At 35.1% G+C, this 16,899-nt stretch carries 18 protein-coding genes and 1 riboswitch; of the genes, 16 read left to right on the top strand and 2 right to left on the bottom strand.

Annotation, left to right across the window (positions count from 1 at the left end; all coding sequences use genetic code 11):
* The first annotated feature begins 88 nt into the window (after positions 1-88).
* The 9 genes from A1704_RS20495 (at position 89) to A1704_RS20455 (ending at position 8,456) form a co-directional block, all read left to right on the top strand.
* Positions 89-1,699, top strand: coding sequence for a serine hydrolase (locus tag A1704_RS20495; protein WP_062675863.1), 1,611 nt, complete (start codon positions 89-91; stop codon positions 1,697-1,699).
* Positions 1,700-1,830: 131 nt separating this feature from the next.
* Positions 1,831-2,214 carry a 5-carboxymethyl-2-hydroxymuconate Delta-isomerase gene (locus A1704_RS20490; RefSeq protein WP_062675862.1) on the top strand — a complete coding sequence of 128 codons (384 nt, stop codon included), beginning with the start codon at positions 1,831-1,833 and terminating at the stop codon, positions 2,212-2,214.
* Between the two features lie 36 nt (positions 2,215-2,250).
* Positions 2,251-2,754: a DinB family protein gene (locus tag A1704_RS20485; protein ID WP_062675861.1), complete on the top strand. Its 504-nt coding sequence runs from the start codon at positions 2,251-2,253 to the stop codon at positions 2,752-2,754.
* A gap of 57 nt (positions 2,755-2,811) precedes the next feature.
* Entirely contained in the window at positions 2,812-3,585 is a 774-nt protein-coding gene (locus A1704_RS20480; protein ID WP_062675860.1) for a hypothetical protein, read from the top strand.
* 624 nt (positions 3,586-4,209) lie between these two features.
* A complete protein-coding gene (locus A1704_RS20475) occupies positions 4,210-5,040 on the top strand; it encodes a hypothetical protein (protein WP_131797551.1) in 831 nt (276 codons plus the stop codon).
* Between the two features lie 130 nt (positions 5,041-5,170).
* A complete protein-coding gene (locus A1704_RS20470; protein ID WP_062675858.1) occupies positions 5,171-5,947 on the top strand; it encodes an alpha/beta fold hydrolase in 777 nt (258 codons plus the stop codon).
* 9 nt (positions 5,948-5,956) lie between these two features.
* The gene (locus A1704_RS20465) at positions 5,957-6,310 is read left to right on the top strand and encodes a DUF2200 domain-containing protein (protein WP_062675857.1); all 354 of its coding nucleotides are present in this window, start codon (positions 5,957-5,959) and stop codon (positions 6,308-6,310) included.
* A gap of 147 nt (positions 6,311-6,457) precedes the next feature.
* Positions 6,458-6,583: riboswitch (FMN riboswitch) on the top strand.
* A gap of 92 nt (positions 6,584-6,675) precedes the next feature.
* Entirely contained in the window at positions 6,676-7,323 is a 648-nt protein-coding gene (gene ribB / locus A1704_RS20460) for a 3,4-dihydroxy-2-butanone-4-phosphate synthase (RefSeq protein WP_062675856.1), read from the top strand.
* 134 nt (positions 7,324-7,457) lie between these two features.
* Positions 7,458-8,456, top strand: coding sequence for a T9SS type A sorting domain-containing protein (locus A1704_RS20455; RefSeq protein ID WP_062675855.1), 999 nt, complete (start codon positions 7,458-7,460; stop codon positions 8,454-8,456).
* Positions 8,457-8,572: 116 nt separating this feature from the next.
* Here A1704_RS20455 and A1704_RS20450 read toward each other — a convergent pair whose 3' ends face one another.
* Positions 8,573-10,657, bottom strand: coding sequence for a TonB-dependent receptor domain-containing protein (locus A1704_RS20450; RefSeq protein ID WP_062675854.1), 2,085 nt, complete (start codon positions 10,655-10,657; stop codon positions 8,573-8,575).
* Between the two features lie 170 nt (positions 10,658-10,827).
* Between A1704_RS20450 and A1704_RS20445 the strand changes: the two genes are divergently transcribed.
* On the top strand, positions 10,828-11,580 hold the full coding sequence (locus tag A1704_RS20445; RefSeq protein ID WP_062675924.1) for a hypothetical protein: 753 nt from the start codon (positions 10,828-10,830) through the stop codon (positions 11,578-11,580).
* A 112-nt stretch (positions 11,581-11,692) separates the two neighbouring features.
* Entirely contained in the window at positions 11,693-12,985 is a 1,293-nt protein-coding gene (locus A1704_RS20440) for an MFS transporter (protein WP_062675923.1), read from the top strand.
* Positions 12,986-13,044: 59 nt separating this feature from the next.
* On the opposite strand, the gene A1704_RS20435 is transcribed toward A1704_RS20440, so the two are convergent.
* Positions 13,045-13,260 carry a hypothetical protein gene (locus A1704_RS20435; RefSeq protein WP_034696179.1) on the bottom strand — a complete coding sequence of 72 codons (216 nt, stop codon included), beginning with the start codon at positions 13,258-13,260 and terminating at the stop codon, positions 13,045-13,047.
* Positions 13,261-13,478: 218 nt separating this feature from the next.
* On the opposite strand from A1704_RS20435, the gene A1704_RS20430 reads away from it, so the two are divergent.
* The 5 genes from A1704_RS20430 (at position 13,479) to A1704_RS20410 (ending at position 16,886) form a co-directional block, all read left to right on the top strand.
* Positions 13,479-14,153 carry a DUF4919 domain-containing protein gene (locus A1704_RS20430; RefSeq protein WP_062675853.1) on the top strand — a complete coding sequence of 225 codons (675 nt, stop codon included), beginning with the start codon at positions 13,479-13,481 and terminating at the stop codon, positions 14,151-14,153.
* A 217-nt stretch (positions 14,154-14,370) separates the two neighbouring features.
* Positions 14,371-15,222: an alpha/beta fold hydrolase gene (locus A1704_RS20425; protein WP_062675852.1), complete on the top strand. Its 852-nt coding sequence runs from the start codon at positions 14,371-14,373 to the stop codon at positions 15,220-15,222.
* The gene (locus tag A1704_RS20420; RefSeq protein WP_062675851.1) at positions 15,222-15,692 is read left to right on the top strand and encodes an RNA polymerase sigma factor; all 471 of its coding nucleotides are present in this window, start codon (positions 15,222-15,224) and stop codon (positions 15,690-15,692) included. Before A1704_RS20425 ends, A1704_RS20420 begins: the two co-directional genes overlap by 1 nt.
* Complete coding sequence (locus tag A1704_RS20415; RefSeq protein ID WP_062675850.1) at positions 15,682-16,275, top strand: hypothetical protein; 594 nt, start codon at positions 15,682-15,684, stop codon at positions 16,273-16,275. Before A1704_RS20420 ends, A1704_RS20415 begins: the two co-directional genes overlap by 11 nt.
* Positions 16,272-16,886, top strand: a complete 615-nt coding sequence (locus tag A1704_RS20410; protein WP_062675849.1) for a class I SAM-dependent methyltransferase — start codon at positions 16,272-16,274, stop codon at positions 16,884-16,886. The genes A1704_RS20415 and A1704_RS20410 overlap by 4 nt, the downstream gene beginning before the upstream one ends.
* Positions 16,887-16,899 lie beyond the last annotated feature (13 nt).

Here is a 16,899-nt window from a genome sequence, read left to right as displayed (position 1 = left end):
TAATCCTCTACCCTTCTTCAATAAAAATATTTTTTAAACTCCATGTAATATTATCACACTCAAAAGTGTCTTATTTAAAAAAAATTACATGAAATCTATTCTCACCTGTATCGTTTTAATGTTTGCGATACATCCTCTTTTTTCACAAAAATCTCAAAAACTGGAACAGTTATTTTCAACGTATGAAAAAGCAGGATTGTTCAGTGGTTCTGTTTTGATTGCCGAAAAAGGAAAAATTATTTTTGAAAGTAGCTATGGCTATAGAAATGCTCCTAAAAAAGAGAAAAATACCAATAACAGTCTTTACAGAGTTTTCTCCACCACAAAAATGTTCACGGCAACTGTTATTTTTCAGTTGGAAGAACAGGGAAAATTATCTCTGAATGACAAACTTTCCAAATACTATCCTGACTTTCCGAAAGGTGACAGCATTACCATTGCCCAGCTGCTTTCCCATACTTCAGGAATTCCCAATGATACCAACTCTGAATACACTCTAAATGAAGAAACATTTTTAAAATATATTGCTGCAAAACCTTTGAATTTCTCCCCTGGTAAAGATTGGGATTACTCCAATTCAGGATATTATATTCTCGGCTATATCATTAAGAAAGTTACAGGCCTGAATTATGATCAGGTCATAGAAAATAATATCCTGAAACCTCTGAAAATGAATCACAGCGGATTCAACTTCAATAATGTAACGGATGAAAACAAGGCATTTGGATATGAATTTTTATCAGCTAAAAGGTCGAACGAAGCGTTGCGTTTCAAAACCGATCATCCTTTTGCTGCGGGAGCGATGTATTCTACGGTGGAAGATATTTTTAAATTTAATGAAGCGTTAAAAAACTATACCCTTCTTAAAAAAGAGACCACAGACAAAGCTTTTACACCTTATCTTAAAGATCATTATGGCTTAGGTTTCCAGATCTCTATGGATTTTGATAAAAAAAGGATTGGCCATGATGGTGGCGGACCTGGCTACAGAAGCCGATATTACAGAGTTCTGGATGATGATATTTGTGTGATTCTAATTTCCAATTCAGAGCTTTCTCACTCCGATTTTATTATTCCTCAAGTAGAAAAAATACTGTACAATAAACCTTATAGCATTCCGTCCATTGCAAAAGTGAGTGCAGAGGATTTAAAAAAGCTGGAAGGTGTTTACTCTACAGAAAATTCAAATTTTTATATCACCAGTAACGATGGACAACTTGTTTTCAAAGAGGGCAGCTATCCAAGAAATGCGTTGTTACCAAAAAGCAAAACATCTTTCCAGCTGGATGAAAAATTCACCTGTACATTTCAACGGGATCAAGACGGAAAAATAAATACTCTTGTCATTCATTTCTGGGATGGAACTGTAAAAACAGCAAAAAGAAAGACCAATAATCTTGCGTGGGGAATTATTGGAAATGCTACTCCGAATGGTTGGGACGGAAAAGATATACTGCTACAAACAGATCCTAAAAATCCGAATATTTATTTTCTGAAAAACTATACATTAAAAAAAGGTAATTTAAAATTCAGGTTTAATAATGACTGGGGATACAACCTCGGTCTGAATAATGACAATAAAAGTATTGCCTTCGATGCTTATGATTTCCCAATCCATGAAGATGGAATTTATGATATTGTTCTTGACATGACCAACGCTGTACAACCACAATACAGCATTAAAAAATCAAATCTATAAAACCAGTATTCACAAAGTAAAAAATACATATTTTAAAGCCGTTTTGTTTTCAAAACGGTTTTTATTTTTAATTTCCATTACTATTTTTTATTATTTTTATCTCACACAAAATCAAACACAAAATAGAATCTATGCCCCATTTTATAATAGATTGTTCACAGGATATTCTTCAGCAGAGAACACCCGATGAATTGATGGATGCAGTTTATGAAGCGGCAGACGGAACAGGATTGTTTGCCCCCAATGACATCAAAGTAAGACTTCAACCCTATCAGTATTACAAATTAGGCACAGGTAAGAAAAATTTTCTACATGTGTTTGGGTATATCATGCAGGGGCGCAATACAGAACAAAAAGCAGATCTTTCGAAGCAGATCTGTAACCAGCTTTCAGAATTGCTGCCTGATATTTCTTTTCTTTCTGTCAATATCAATGATTTCGAAGCAGCGACATACAGCAACAAAGCACTCATTAATCCTGAAAATTCAGACCAGGACAGGCATTTTGGTTTATAACATTCACCTTTACACACACAACTAAACATTAATAATATGAGCTTAAAAACATTAGTCAGCAAAAGTGCGCAGTACAACAATTGGGTAGTCAATAAATATATCGACTGGTTATCCACAAAGTCTGATGAGCAGCTTAACCAGGAAACTATTTCCAGTTTTCCGACTATTTTAAAAACACTACACCACATCTGGCAAACTCAGGAATATTGGTGGAGCCACATTTCAGAAAAAGATGATTTTGATTTTGTAAAAACAGCAGAAACTACCAGCAAAGAGGATGTTTTCAATGCCATAAAAAACAATTCGCAGAAACTGGTAGATTATGTGGAAAGTTTATCTGAAGAAGATCTTTCAAAAAATGTAAAGATAGAATCCCAATGGTTTCAGTGTGATTTTTCGAAATACGAGTATATCCAGCATGCTATTCTTCACGGAACGTATCACAGAGGACAGATCGTAACAATGGGAAGAAATATAGGAATCACCGATGCTCCTATGACGGATTTTAATTTCTGGAATATTTATAAAGACAAACAATAAAGCTATATCTTTTCTGTCACTTAAAAAGATAAAAATGTATAGTTTGACCCCATCATTATGACCACTACAACCATAGAACTCGATTTATTTCAGGAGAACATCAAACACCTTTCAACTAATGAGATCGGAAATTTTATTGCTATCACCTCCAGGAACAGAGTTATAATCTCTGGCGCAGAAACACCATTAGAGCCAGGAGTTGATATCTTAATGGCTAGAATCATTGATGAAGAAAAAATTTTAATTGTACTTGATCGTCCAACCTCTATAGAAAATGCTTTAATCATTGATTATACAGGGAAGCCTTTTGTAAAATTTAATATTGGAACTTCAATTAACGATATTAAGATAAATGGTAAAAAAATAATAGTCTCGTATTTTGATGAAGGTGTTTTACAAGGTGATAAACCTGACTGTGATGCATTGGCTGTATTCAATCTTAATGGGAAACAGGTTTTTGGTTTCAATTCAATTAATTTACAAGACCAGCTTATCGATTGCTATTGTGTTGCCAATTTGGGAAGTGGGAAAATAGTTTTTAATGGTTATGGAAATTTTTCTTTGCAGGAATTGGATGTAAGCACTTTCAATCTTGTCAGTTATGAAATTCCATCTGTTTGCATAGGTGCTCAATCTGTATCTGCAAAAGCGGACAATATTGTATTTCATTCAACCTATAAAGACAAAACTAGTTTTCTTGTCTGGAATCTACATTCGGGGGAGCTCAGTCAAATAAGTTCTAAATTTAAAAATGCTCAGCCTACTGAAAATGGATGTTTTTACCAAGTCTATAAAAAATCATTTGTAATCATTAATCCATTGGAATTTTAAATTTTGTGGATAAGTCTTATACTGTATTTCAGAGAATCCACAGAACAACTATTAAATTATTGATTTTAAATAATTTAAAATAATATCATTCAGTTATCCACATCTTTAAATAGTTGTGGATAACTTTTAACAATCCAATTTACCCTTGTGGATAAAGTATGGATAAGTTTTTTCAGCTAGTAAAAAAAGCTTATAACTATCTATATCTCTATAATTTACAATACTTATTTATTTTTTAGGGGTTTCCAGAATAGAAAACCATGTGGATAAGTTCTGTGGATAAGTTATCCACAATTTTTAGGTCTTACTTTTCATTAATTCCATCTCAATAATTCAAAATAACCAATATTTATTCATCAATTATTATGAATATTTTTTTATAAATTGCATTAAAAACAAATCACCAATGAAAGAAATAATTTACATAAGTGAATTAAATTCAGTAAATTAAAAACATATTTACAAAAAACAACATTAATATAATGAAAATATAATCTACCATTTCTGAATGCTCACTTAAAAATCAACAAACACAAAAAAGTATAAACCTGAAAATAGTATTATACATCATGATGAAAAAGTTATCCACAATGAAAAATACAATAACCCAATACCCTCATTCAAATGACAACAACAGACATCATGGAAAACATCATCCCTTACCTTGGGGAAGCAGCACCGTACATTTCAATTCCTGAAAACTGTATTTTCAGAAATCATAAGATCGAGACAGAAATAAGTGAATGGAATTTTGAGAATGAAAATTATGCCCAACTGATCAAATTATTATTTTCATTAGGAAGTCTCAGCCTGTATAAAGCTCTTAATGATGAGAGTAAAGAAAAAATTTATTTCCTTGGCGAAAAAATCAGGATCAGAAAATTATCATATGATGAACCAAAATCAGTAATTATCGCCAGCGAAAGCATTCTTGAATCTGATAGAAAAGGCAAATCTCACATTCATATAAGAGACAACTATTCCAAAGAGCTGCTTTATTCTGCAGAGCTGGATTACTATATTATCACCCGTGAAGCATTCGAACTTTTTTATAAAGATCTGCTTAGTACGGTTCCAGTAGAATATCATGACAAAAATCTTCCCGAGAGTAAAATAATCAATACAGAAAAGCCTCATCATTTTACGATTTCAACAGAACCTTTTACTCCTAATCAATGCAAAGGGCATTTTGAAAATCACCCTATTGTACCATTTGTGTTTATAACTCAATGTATTTTAAATGAAACATTTAATTTTCTAGGTAATGAAATGTCATACGAAATAGAAAGTTTTGAAGGGTACGCCTCTAATGCACTACCAACAGGCATCATTTTCCTGACCGAAGTCTTTCACCAACGATATTTAAAAAATCTTTTTTATTTCAAATGTGAGGTCAGCGACACTTCCGGAAATCCGTATGGAGTGGTTATTTTTACTATCAAATCGAAAAAATAAATTATCAGGTAAAACTGCATCATGGTAGTGTTTACTTATTCGTCGTTTATGACTGATAAAAACATTTTATTTATAAGCCTTTTCGTACATTAGACTTTACAATACAATAGACTAATACACTCAATTTCATATGGAAAAATACACAATATCATCGGACGCTCAGAAAATTCACTATAAAGAATCCGGAAGTGGAAGTACTACGTTAATTTTCATCCACGGATGGCTCGGGAATACAGAATGGTGGGCAGGCCAGCAAAAATATTTCAGCAGTCAATATCATATTGTACAATTGGATCTTGCGGGGCATGGAAAATCAGATGCTTCAAGGCAGGAATGGACAAGTGAAAGATATGCTGATGATATTAAAGCGGTCGCTGATGCTGTTAACACACAGGAAATAATTCTTGTAGGACATTCGATGTCCGGAGCTTATGTTCTGGAAGCTTCATTAAAAATATCAAAAGTAAAAGCTATAATTCTGATCGATACATTGAAAAACCTGGACGAATCCTTTACCAAGGAACAAACTGAAGAGGTACTTTCCCAATACAGAAAGGATTTCAAATACACTGTAGAAAACATTTTGCCTCAATTTTTGTTTGCTGAAGGAACACCTCGTACTGTAAAAGAAAGGGTACAGCATGAATTTCTTCATAACGAACCTGAATTGGCAATCAATGCGCTCCGGCCTTTATATAAAACAGACTTCAAGGCTTTCGCAAAACAGGTTCAAGTGCCCGTTATAGCCATCAATTCTGATGCTTCTCCTACTGATATTGAAGCTAACCGCAAATATTTAAAAGACTATGATTATGTTACCATTGAAGGTGTTGGACATTATCCTATGCTGGAAAAACCTGATGAATTCAATACTATTCTTGATGGAGTTATCCAAAAACTAATATAATATTTAAAGATGCAGAATACCAGAATCTTTACAACAGCATTCTCCAGTGTTTATCCCCATTACATCCAAAAAGCCGAAAAAAAAGGACGTACCAAAGAAGAGGTACATGAAATCATATTCTGGCTGACCGGATATAATGAAAATAAGCTGCAGGAAATATTAGATCATAAAACTGATTTTAAAACTTTCTTTGAGCAGGCTCCACAGATCAACCCCAATGTAGCTTTGATAAAAGGTGTCATTTGTGGATATCGTGTGGAAGAAATAGAGAACGAACTTATGCGAAATATCCGTTATCTGGATAAACTGATCGATGAATTAGCGAAAGGGAAGAAGATGGAAAAAATACTAAGAACAACCTAAAGATATCAATTCAAAAAGAATCATTTTATAAATATGACTGAAACACTTCCCCATTTCAAAAAACTTCCCGAAATTAGCGGTCTGTGCGTTAAATACTATTCAATGAAATAAAAATTTAAATTAGAACATACAGCAAAACTTAGTATAAGTTTTCTTCGGGGCAGGGTGAAATTCCCTACCGGCGGTTACAGTCCGCGACTCCTTTCTTATGAAAGGACTGATCTGGTGAAATTCCGGAACCGACAGTTAAAGTCTGGATGGGAGAAGAAAATGAGATGACCAATAAGATTCCTTATGGACTCTTGTTGTGTTGTATTTCATTTCCATGTACCGAAGAGTATTTTAACTTTTAAAAGTAAAATAACATGGAAAAATTATTAGAAAAATTCGGAGCTACCTCCAGAGAACGTGTAGAAAAAGCACTTCAGACATTACAAAAGGGAAAAGGTATTCTTTTAGTAGATGACGAAAATCGCGAAAACGAAGGCGATATCATCTTTCCCGCTTCCACTATTACAGAACAGGACATGGCACTGCTGATCCGCGAATGCAGCGGTATTGTATGCTTGTGTATTTCTGAGGAAAAAAGCCGACACCTCAACCTTCGTCCGATGGTGGAAAACAACAATTCAAAAAATCAAACTGCATTCACCATTTCTATTGAAGCCAGAGAAGGTGTGGAATCAGGTGTTTCTGCAAAAGATCGTGTAACAACAATCAGAACAGCTGTAGCATCAGGTGCACAGGCAGAGCATATTGCAAGCCCCGGACATGTTTTCCCACTGATTGCAAGAGAAGGTGGAGTATTTGAAAGACGCGGCCATACTGAAGGCAGCGTAGACCTTGTAAAAATGGCCAACCTGGGTGACGATGCTGTACTTTGTGAACTGACGAATGAAGACGGTTCTATGGCAAGACTTCCGGAGATTGTTGATTTTGCCATCAAAAAAGAGATGAGTGTAGTGACTATCGAAGATATTTACGCTTACCGTAAAATGGCAATAAGCAATTAAACATAAACTTTTTTAACGCACAGACCGCCTGTTGATCCGATCAACAGGCGTTTTTGTTAAAAATTTAACTAAAAACTCATTAATTTGATAATTGAATACTATTTTTTATTTACTTTTAACAAAAAATTTTGACTATGAAAAAATCTTTATTCCTTTTATTAGGAGCATCTGCGATGTTTTCTGCGCAGATCACACTTACAAAAACAGCCAATGACCCTATTTCAGGAAACGTTGTCAATTATAATAACACAGCTGGCACCGTAGACAACTCTGCAACAGGACCAAACACAACATTTTCAAATGGAGGTCTTACGATGGGAGCAGCATCACAAACAACCTATTCAACTCCTACTGCCACTGAAATAGCAACTTTCCCGGGTTCTACTCTTAAAATGGTAGATGGCGCAACAACAGTTTACTATAAAGCCTCTTCAGCTAAACTGGAAATCACAGGAATGGTAAATCCACAGGCAACTTTAAACTTTAGTGTGGACAACGGTACTCATATTAATTACCCAACAACTTACGGACCGGCTCAAAACGATACTGCCAAAGGTACTTTCTCCTCATCTTCTGCAAGTGGACTGTTTAGCGGTACAATGACTGCCATTGCTGATGCATACGGAACTTTAATTATAGGTAATCAAACATACAGCAATGTTCTTAGAGTAAAATTCACACAGAATCTTAATCTATATTCATCACTGGATGTTACTTATTCTAACCCTATCGGAGCAATAGTCAATACAGCCTATTCTTATTACGATGCTTCTCACAGATATGCACTGCTTAATTCTACAAGTGGAAACATCAGCATTCCACTATTAAGCATCAACCAGAATGTAAAAACTACATTTGCATTAAGTGAAACATTCCTGGCCGTGAACAATGCAGTGAAAAAAGAAAACTTAGTGGTGTATCCAAACCCTGCTCAGGATTTTATCGGTTTCAAAGGAAATACGGATAATTATTCTAAAGCAAACATTTACAGTCTGGATGGCAAATTGGTTAAAACTTCAGATGTAAAATCTGGAAACATACAGATCTCAGATCTTCCTCCAGCATCTTATTTCATTGAGATCAGTGGAAAAAATGCCGCAGAAACAAAGAATACAAAATTCATCAAGAAATAATACAAACAAATCCCCGCTCATTGGAGCGGGGATTTGTTTTGTAAGGAAGCAGGAGGATGGAGGTTGGATATATACTCCCATCCTCCTGCTTCCCTCTTTCCACCTAAAACCAACTCTTAAAAAGTAGCTGCGGGAGCAGTTTCGTTATTAAGCTTTCGTTGAATTTCTGTCTTTTTTCCTTTTGAGAAATCATAACTCAGCCCTAATACAAACATCGATTTATTGTTCATAATCTGTGTATGAATTTTATAGTCTACCAGACTTTCCGGCAAACTTTTCGTTTTGTATTCTGAAGGCATTCCTATCCAGTACATTCCTGTGGAAAATGTCCAGTTTTTATGTTTATAGCTTACAAAAATATTATTCTGATTTTCATTCGTATTAAGGAATGCGCCATTGAGACTATATACCGGGATATTGAACTGATACTGAACGGAAAAAGATTTGTATTCTGAAGAAAGCGAGAAATAATTTCCTAAATAATTATTTTTTATCAAAGCACCTTTACTTGTTCTTACAGTTTCAGAAGTAGGTGTGATCACTGCTTTTATGACCAATAAACTGCTCCCAAAAGGTTTATAAGAACCGGTAAGCTGTACTCCATATCGCTGTCCGTTTTTTCCATTTTCATAAGTCAGTGCATATCCATTCAATGCCTCATCCTGAACGTAATACTGGTTGATTACCCTGTTGGTATATCGGTAAAATAAACCTGCATTAAAATCAAAATACTTATTATTAAAAGAATAGGTCAGATTATTAGAAAAGATTTGTTGGGATTTTAAAAAGGGATTTCCCCGTTGAACAATATTAGGAGCCAATTGCACCACATTACTACTTAAAGCGTTACTCCAGGGACTTACAGGATTATAACTTGCTGTAAAACGAACGTTCTGATTATTTTTAATCTGATAAGCTAAAATAACCTTTGGAGTAAAAGTCCATTCATCAAAAGTATTTTCTGCACTTTTGTTGTGAATATTGGTAAGACCTGCGCCAATACGATAGCTTAATTTGTCTGCTTTCCCTGCAAATTCGGTGTAAAAATACTGTTCCAGATAACTGACACTGTATTGGGAATATCCGGCAAGGTTATTCAGATCATTGGAAATAGAAGACCTTGAAATTCGGTATCCCGATGAAAGTTTTCCTGCAGTAAAATCATGAGCATGTGCCAGTTCTCCTACCAGACTCGTCTGCTTGGCTTTCAATACCATATCATTATCATATACCGATAATCCTGAACCTACAATCCATTCTCTGGCCGTTTCTGTAGTATTGGCAGTATAATGAGAGCCTACAACATTAATACTCAACTCATCTTTTTCCCCAATCTTTTTAGAATAATAAAGATCCAGCTTAGGAATCACATAATCTGAACCATTATTTTTGAACATATTGTGCTCTTCCTTCAGATTATCCTCAGTAAAAACACTCTGCCCCACGCCTTTTGAAAACCTGTTGAAGACATCCATATTCAGTTTAGCCTGAAAAGCGTAATCATCAGCAACAAGTCTGGTATATCGTAACGCAATATTCTGGAAAGTATATCCGAAATGATCTTTTCTATTTTCATCAGACCGGTAATGCTTCCCGTTCAGCTGATAATCATAGATACTATTGACCCTTCTGTCATTATAATCTCTAAAATTCAGGGAATATTCCAGTCCGAAATTATTCTTTCCTTTTGTATAATCTGCATAGGCAGAACCATTCACAAATCCTGTATTCAAAGCTGTGGAAACATCAGCTCCGAACACATACCCTGTTTCTGTAGACCTTGTCAGAATATTCACTACCGTATCTGCTCTTGTTGCCCATCTTGCAGGTGGAATATCATAATACTCTACCTTTACAACCTCACTGGGTGCAATACTTCGGATCTGCATATCAGTAGCTTCAATCCCGTTGATAAGAAATAGCGTAGTTCCCCCTTTCGTACTGGTAATGGTATTAGCTATCGGATCCAGTTGTAATTCCGGAAGGGTACGGAGCAAGTCTTTTGCGTATCGTGCTTTTTCCAGTGCTTCTTTATCAAAGGTATAAACAGCTTTATCTGCAAACTGTTTTTTACGTTGTGATTTCAGAATAACTTCCTGAATCTCTTTAATAGCCACTGCATCAACTGTATCATTTTTCTTCTCCTGTGAAAACATAAAGACGCCGCAAAGAAAGAAGATGGTATATATAGTTTTTTTCATATCTGAAGATGAATTATACAATTAAAACAATCAATTCTCAATGTTTGTTACATTTGTAATGGCAAACCGATCAAAAAATGATCAATCTGTTTTCTTTAAAAAACTTTAATTATTATGTTAAATTCAGCCCGTTTTTTGCTGGTATTTCTTACATCACAAAATATAGAGTCATGAAAAAAGCAGTCCTATTAATTCCATGCTTCCTGTTTTCTTTTCTGAGAGCTCAGGAAATTCAGAACAGCCAGGCAGAAAAGATGAATATCATCAAGACCAATGTCACGGCATATGCATTCAGAAATATCAATCTGTCTTATGAAAGAGCTATCAACCAATGGTTTTCTGTGAACATTGGCTTTGGAACGATGACAGAAGGAAAAGTACCTTTTATCAATGCTTTTCTGAAAGATGAAGATGAAAAAAGATTCCAGAATCTAAGAGTAAAAGCGACTAATTTTACCATAGAGCCAAGGTTTTATATTGGACAAGGTTATGGAAAAGGTTTTTATTTTGCTCCTTATTACCGGTATTCAAGTGTGACTTCCAATACTTTTGATTTTTATTATGATTATAATGGTCCGAATGGAGTGACTTATCCAATCCCACTTAAAGGACATGGAGATACCAAAGGAAATAGTGGAGGTTTAATGGTTGGTGTACAGTTCTTTCTGACCAGAAGCAAGAATCTTGTATTGGATTTCTGGATCGCAGGCGCCCACTACGGAAGCGGAAAAGGAGATTTTACCATGACCTCAGATTATGTATTAACCCCGGATATGCAGGCACAGCTTAAAAAAGAAATTGAAAATCTGGATATTCCTTTTGTAAAATATACGGTAGAAACCAATGCCAATGGCGCCAGAATAAAAGTAGACGGACCTTGGGCAGGCTTCAGAAGCGGGCTTTCGATTGGATATAGATTTTAAAGACTCACTTTTATACACAATGAAACCGCTCTTTTCCAGAGCGGTTTGCTTTTTCCTGAAATTTGTATCTTGGATCCCATTATTAAAAAACTTTTCAGGAAAACAACATTGTATGGACTCAACAGCTATTACCACAGGTCAAAGAATCAAAGCCATTATAGGTGGATCTATCGGAAATCTTGTTGAATGGTATGACTGGTATGCATATGCAGCGTTTGCCATTTATTTCTCCCATTCTTTTTTCCCTGATTCTGATTTGAATGCACAACTGATGAATACCGCAGGAATATTTGCCGTAGGTTTTCTGATGCGTCCTATCGGCGGATGGCTGTTCGGAAGTATTGCAGATAAAATAGGAAGAAAAAAAGCTATGACACTTTCTGTTTTGTTGATGTCTTTCGGATCTTTACTGATTGCTCTTACTCCTACCTATCAATCCATAGGTATTCTTGCTCCTTTATTGCTTTTACTGGCAAGATTACTTCAGGGATTAAGTGTGGGTGGTGAATATGGAGTTTCCGCAACTTACCTCAGCGAAATGGCGACTCAGGACAGAAGAGGATTTTATTCAAGTTTTCAATATGTCACTTTGATTGGCGGACAGCTTATAGCATTAGGAATTCAGCTTATTTTACAAAAACTATTGCTCACTGAGGCTCAGCTGGAAGAATGGGGCTGGAGAATTCCTTTTGTAATTGGAGCACTCCTTTCCATTATTGCATTATATCTTCGGGCAAATCTTCACGAAACAGAAGCTTTTGAAAATAAAAAGACAGTGAGCGAAAAGAAAAAAGGAACCGTAAAAGAACTTATGAAACATCCAAAAGCTCTGCTTACCGTTGTGGGGCTGACTTTAGGAGGAACGCTGGCATTTTACACCTATACAACTTATATGCAGAAATTTCTGGTGAATACGGTACATCTTACCAAGGAAGAGTCTACTTTAGTTTCTTTCATTTCGTTATTTATTTTCGCCTGCCTTCAGCCTGTATTTGGTGGATTATCAGACAAGATCGGAAGAAGGCCGCTTCTTTTAGGTTTTGGTGTTCTGGGAACCTTATGCACCGTTCCGCTTCTTACAGCATTGAGTGCAACGACGTCCATTTGGACTGCATTTTTCCTGATTATGGCAGCATTAATTATTGTCAGCGGCTATACATCCATTAATGCCGTCGTAAAAGCTGAACTGTTTCCTTCCGAAATCAGAGCACTGGGTGTAGGTTTACCTTATGCCATTACCGTAGCTGTATTTGGAGGAACTGCAGAATATATTGCACTTTGGTTTAAAAAGATTGGATCTGAAGAATATTTTTACTGGTATATTACCGGTTGTATTCTTTTTTCTCTGATTGTTTATGTTGGAATGAAAGACACCAAGAAAACTTCTACACTGGATAAAGACTAATATCAGAAATACTATAAAAATCGAGCGCCACAGAAAATCTGTGGCGCTCGTTCTATTTTTTAATGATAGGCCTGTTTAAATTTTTCAATCATACTATCCAGATTGTGACGCTGGACGTAGATACTTTTTACCTCTTCATACCTCGGTGATTTGTAGAAAACCTCGTGGAAATCCATACTACCGTTTCCTACTTTTACAACTTTCTGTACTTCGATATTCAACTTTCTTAATTCGTCTTTGAAGACTTTAAATTCATCTTGGATACTACTGCTCATTAATATTTATAGTTTTTTAGTTAAAAATTCCATTCACCCCTTCAAATGTTAGGGGTAACCTCTCAAATTCCGAATAAAGTTAGTAAATTTATTGACACAAAGTAACACTTTGATAATATTTTATTATTTTTTTTACAAATAGTAAGTCGATATTATTCGATTGATGCATATTTCGTATTTTTAACTTCAAAAAAAATTGTAACAACCCTATACAAACCATGAATAATAAAGCATTTTTCTCTTTATTCTTTTTACTACTGCTTACTTTCCTGCATGGTCAGAAAATGGAATTTAAAGCACCGGATTATGTAGAAATTCAAAAAAATATTGAGGATAAAAATTCAGAATTTTATTATCCGAAACTTTTAAAGAGGTTAAAACAGAACGATACCCTTCTTACCAGCAATCAATATCGTCATCTTTACTTCGGATATACCTTCCAAAAAGAGTATCAGCCTTATAAAACGGGAAAGAAGTCTGAAGAAGTTGCCAAATATTATCGTGGAGAAGGTATTTCACAAAAAGATCTTTCGAAGGGAATCCAGTTATTTTTGGGCGCGCTGGATGAAAATCCGCTGGATCTTAGGGCCATGAATTATCTCGCCTATTTGTATCATTTAAACAATGATGACGCCACTGCTGAAAAAATTGCAGGAAATTTCCACGGATTATTAAATGCCATTCTTACCTCGGGTGATGGATTGACCTGTGAAACAGGCTTTCATGTAATTGCCGTAACAGATGAATATGTCCTTTTAAACAGATTTCAAATGGAAACAAAATCACAAAGTCTGAAAGGAAAATGTGACTATCAGGAATTTGAAAAGGGCAAATACAAAGTTCCTGGATTTTATTTTGACATCAGCAGATTCTATGGAAGGATATTAGATTAATAATTTCCTGATATTGTATTCATTATTTCGTCACGTTTTACTATTCAAAAATAACCGCTATCAATTTTTATAAAAAATAAATTTCATATGATTTTACCCTAAACAAAAGGGGTTGGAAGGAGGAGAAATATTTTTTTCAAAAAAAATTTAAATCTTGTGTAACATTTTTTTAAGGTTCGTCTCTAAAAGACAAATAAACTTTAAAACTTTAGAAATCATGAAAAAATTCACATTCCTTTTGATTATCATGTTATTTTTTTTAGCAGTATGCAATATATTCGGTCAACAAACAACTTATCCTTTTGAAGTAAAGAAAACCGGAAAAGGAAATCAATCTTTACTATTCATTCCTGGATTTGCATCTTCGGGAGATGTTTGGAATGAAACCACTGCAAAGTTTGAAAAAGATTTCACCTGTTATACTTTAACGATGGCTGGATTTGCCGGAACAAAACCACAGGCAGATGCCAGCTTTAAAGACTGGGAAAAAGAAATAGCTGCTTACATCAAAAATAATAAAATAGACAAACCTATTCTCATCGGACACAGTATGGGAGGCGGTCTTGCCTTAGCTATAGCAGCCGACTATCCCGAACTTGTAGGCAAAATTATTATTGTAGACACATTACCCTGCCTGGCAGCCTTATCTGATCCTAATTTTACTTCTAAAGAAAAAAATGACTGCTCGGCTACTATAACTCAGTTAACAGCTATGAATTATGAACAGTTCCGAAAAATGCAGACTCAGGCTATGCCACGTCTCTTAGCAGATACTTCGATGCAGGAAACCGTGATCAATTGGAGCATGAAATCTGACCGAAAAACATTTGCTAAAATGTACTGCGATTTTTACAATACCGATCTCAGAGAAAAGATAAAAACCATCCAATGCCCTTCTCTTATTCTTCTGGAATCCTTTTTTGTTAACCTTAAACCCACTATTGAAGGGCAATACAAAAATTTAAAGAATGTCAATATGCAGTATGCTTCAAAAGGATTACATTTCATTATGTACGATGATAAGGATTGGTATTTTAGCCAGCTTAACAACTTTTTATCTGCGAAATAATGGTTTTCGAAGAGATATACGAACTCTACTGGCAAAGGATATTCCGGTTATGTATGGGATATGTGAATGATACTGAACTCGCTCAGGATCTTGCCCAGGAGACATTTATTATAGTCTGGCAGCAGCTCCCGAAATTCAGGAATGAATCCAGCATAGGGACATGGATTTTCAGAATAGCTTCTAACAACTGTCTCCGGCAGATTGAAAAGGAAAAGAAATTTGCCAAAACAGATTTACCCATCAACCTGGAAGAAAAAAAACAGGAATCTATGGAACCTCAGATTCAAATGCTCTATCAGTTTATTTCAGAGTTGCCTGAAACAGACAGAATTATTATTTCATTGGAACTGGAAGAGATAAGGCAGGTTGAAATAGCCCATATCGTAGGACTTTCAGAGTCTAATATCAGAGTAAAGATTCACAGGATAAAAGAAAAACTAACGCAAAAGTTTAAAGACAATGGATACTAATATCGATTTCAAAAATATATGGAAGCAGCAAACTTCAAACAAACCCAATCTGGAAGAACTTCTCGGAAAACTGAAAAAATTCAGAAACCAGAACCTTCGCAAATTGATTCTCGCCAATGTAGCTTTAGTCACTACCTCCATATTAATTGCTTTTATCTGGTACATTTACCAGCCTCAAATGATCACTACAAAAATTGGAATTGTACTTGTTATTCTGGCTATGGTCATCTTTCTTCTGGCCTATAACAAAATGTTTATGATATTTTATAAGATTGATCAGACCCAAACGAACAGTGAATATCTTCAAAGTTTATATGTGGTAAAAAGCAAACAGAAATGGATAGAGACTACGATACTCAATCTGTATTTTATGATGCTCTTTCTGGGAATTTGTTTATATATGTATGAATACACATCGAGGATGTCCTTTGGTTTTGGTATTCTAACCTATGTTATAACATGTGCATGGATCGCTTTCAACTGGTTTTACCTGAGGCCACGAACCATAAAGAAACAGCAGAGAAAACTTAACGAATTAATTAATAAATTTGAAGAGATCAATAATCAATTAAAAGAATCATGATTTCTTCTGACAACAAAAACCACTGGGAAAATGTATATGAAACCAAAAATCCTGATCAGGTAAGCTGGACCCAGAAAAAACCACAGACCTCGCTTGACTTTATTCTTTCTTCAGGATTGGGAAAAGATGCCAGCATCATTGATATTGGTGGTGGAGACAGTAACCTTGTTGATTTTCTTCTTGAAGAAGGATACGAAAATATTACAGTGCTTGATATCTCTGCCAAATCTCTGGAAAAAGCAAAGAAAAGACTGGGAGATGCAGCCGGTAAAGTAAAATGGATTGTCACAGATATTACGGCCTTCGAACCTACAGAAACCTATGACATCTGGCATGACAGAGCTGCTTTTCACTTCCTGACAACTTCGGAGCAGGTCTCAAAATACATCGATATTGCAGAAAAGAATGTGAATAACTTTATGATCCTCGGAACTTTTTCGAAGAACGGTCCCACCAAATGCAGTGGATTGGATATTCAGCAGTATGATGAAGAATCATTATCCGAAAAATTTGAAAAAAGTTTTAAAAAAGTAAACTGTATTACTGAAGATCACACCACTCCTTTTGACACTGTTCAAAATTTTGTATTCTGCAGTTTTAAAAAGCAGTAATGAATTGTATATA

This window comes from Chryseobacterium cucumeris (assembly GCF_001593385.1).
Taxonomy (GTDB): Bacteria; Bacteroidota; Bacteroidia; order Flavobacteriales; family Weeksellaceae; genus Chryseobacterium; species Chryseobacterium cucumeris.
Note: the sequence above shows the minus strand (reverse complement) of the source record. Positions and strands in the feature narration are given on the sequence as shown.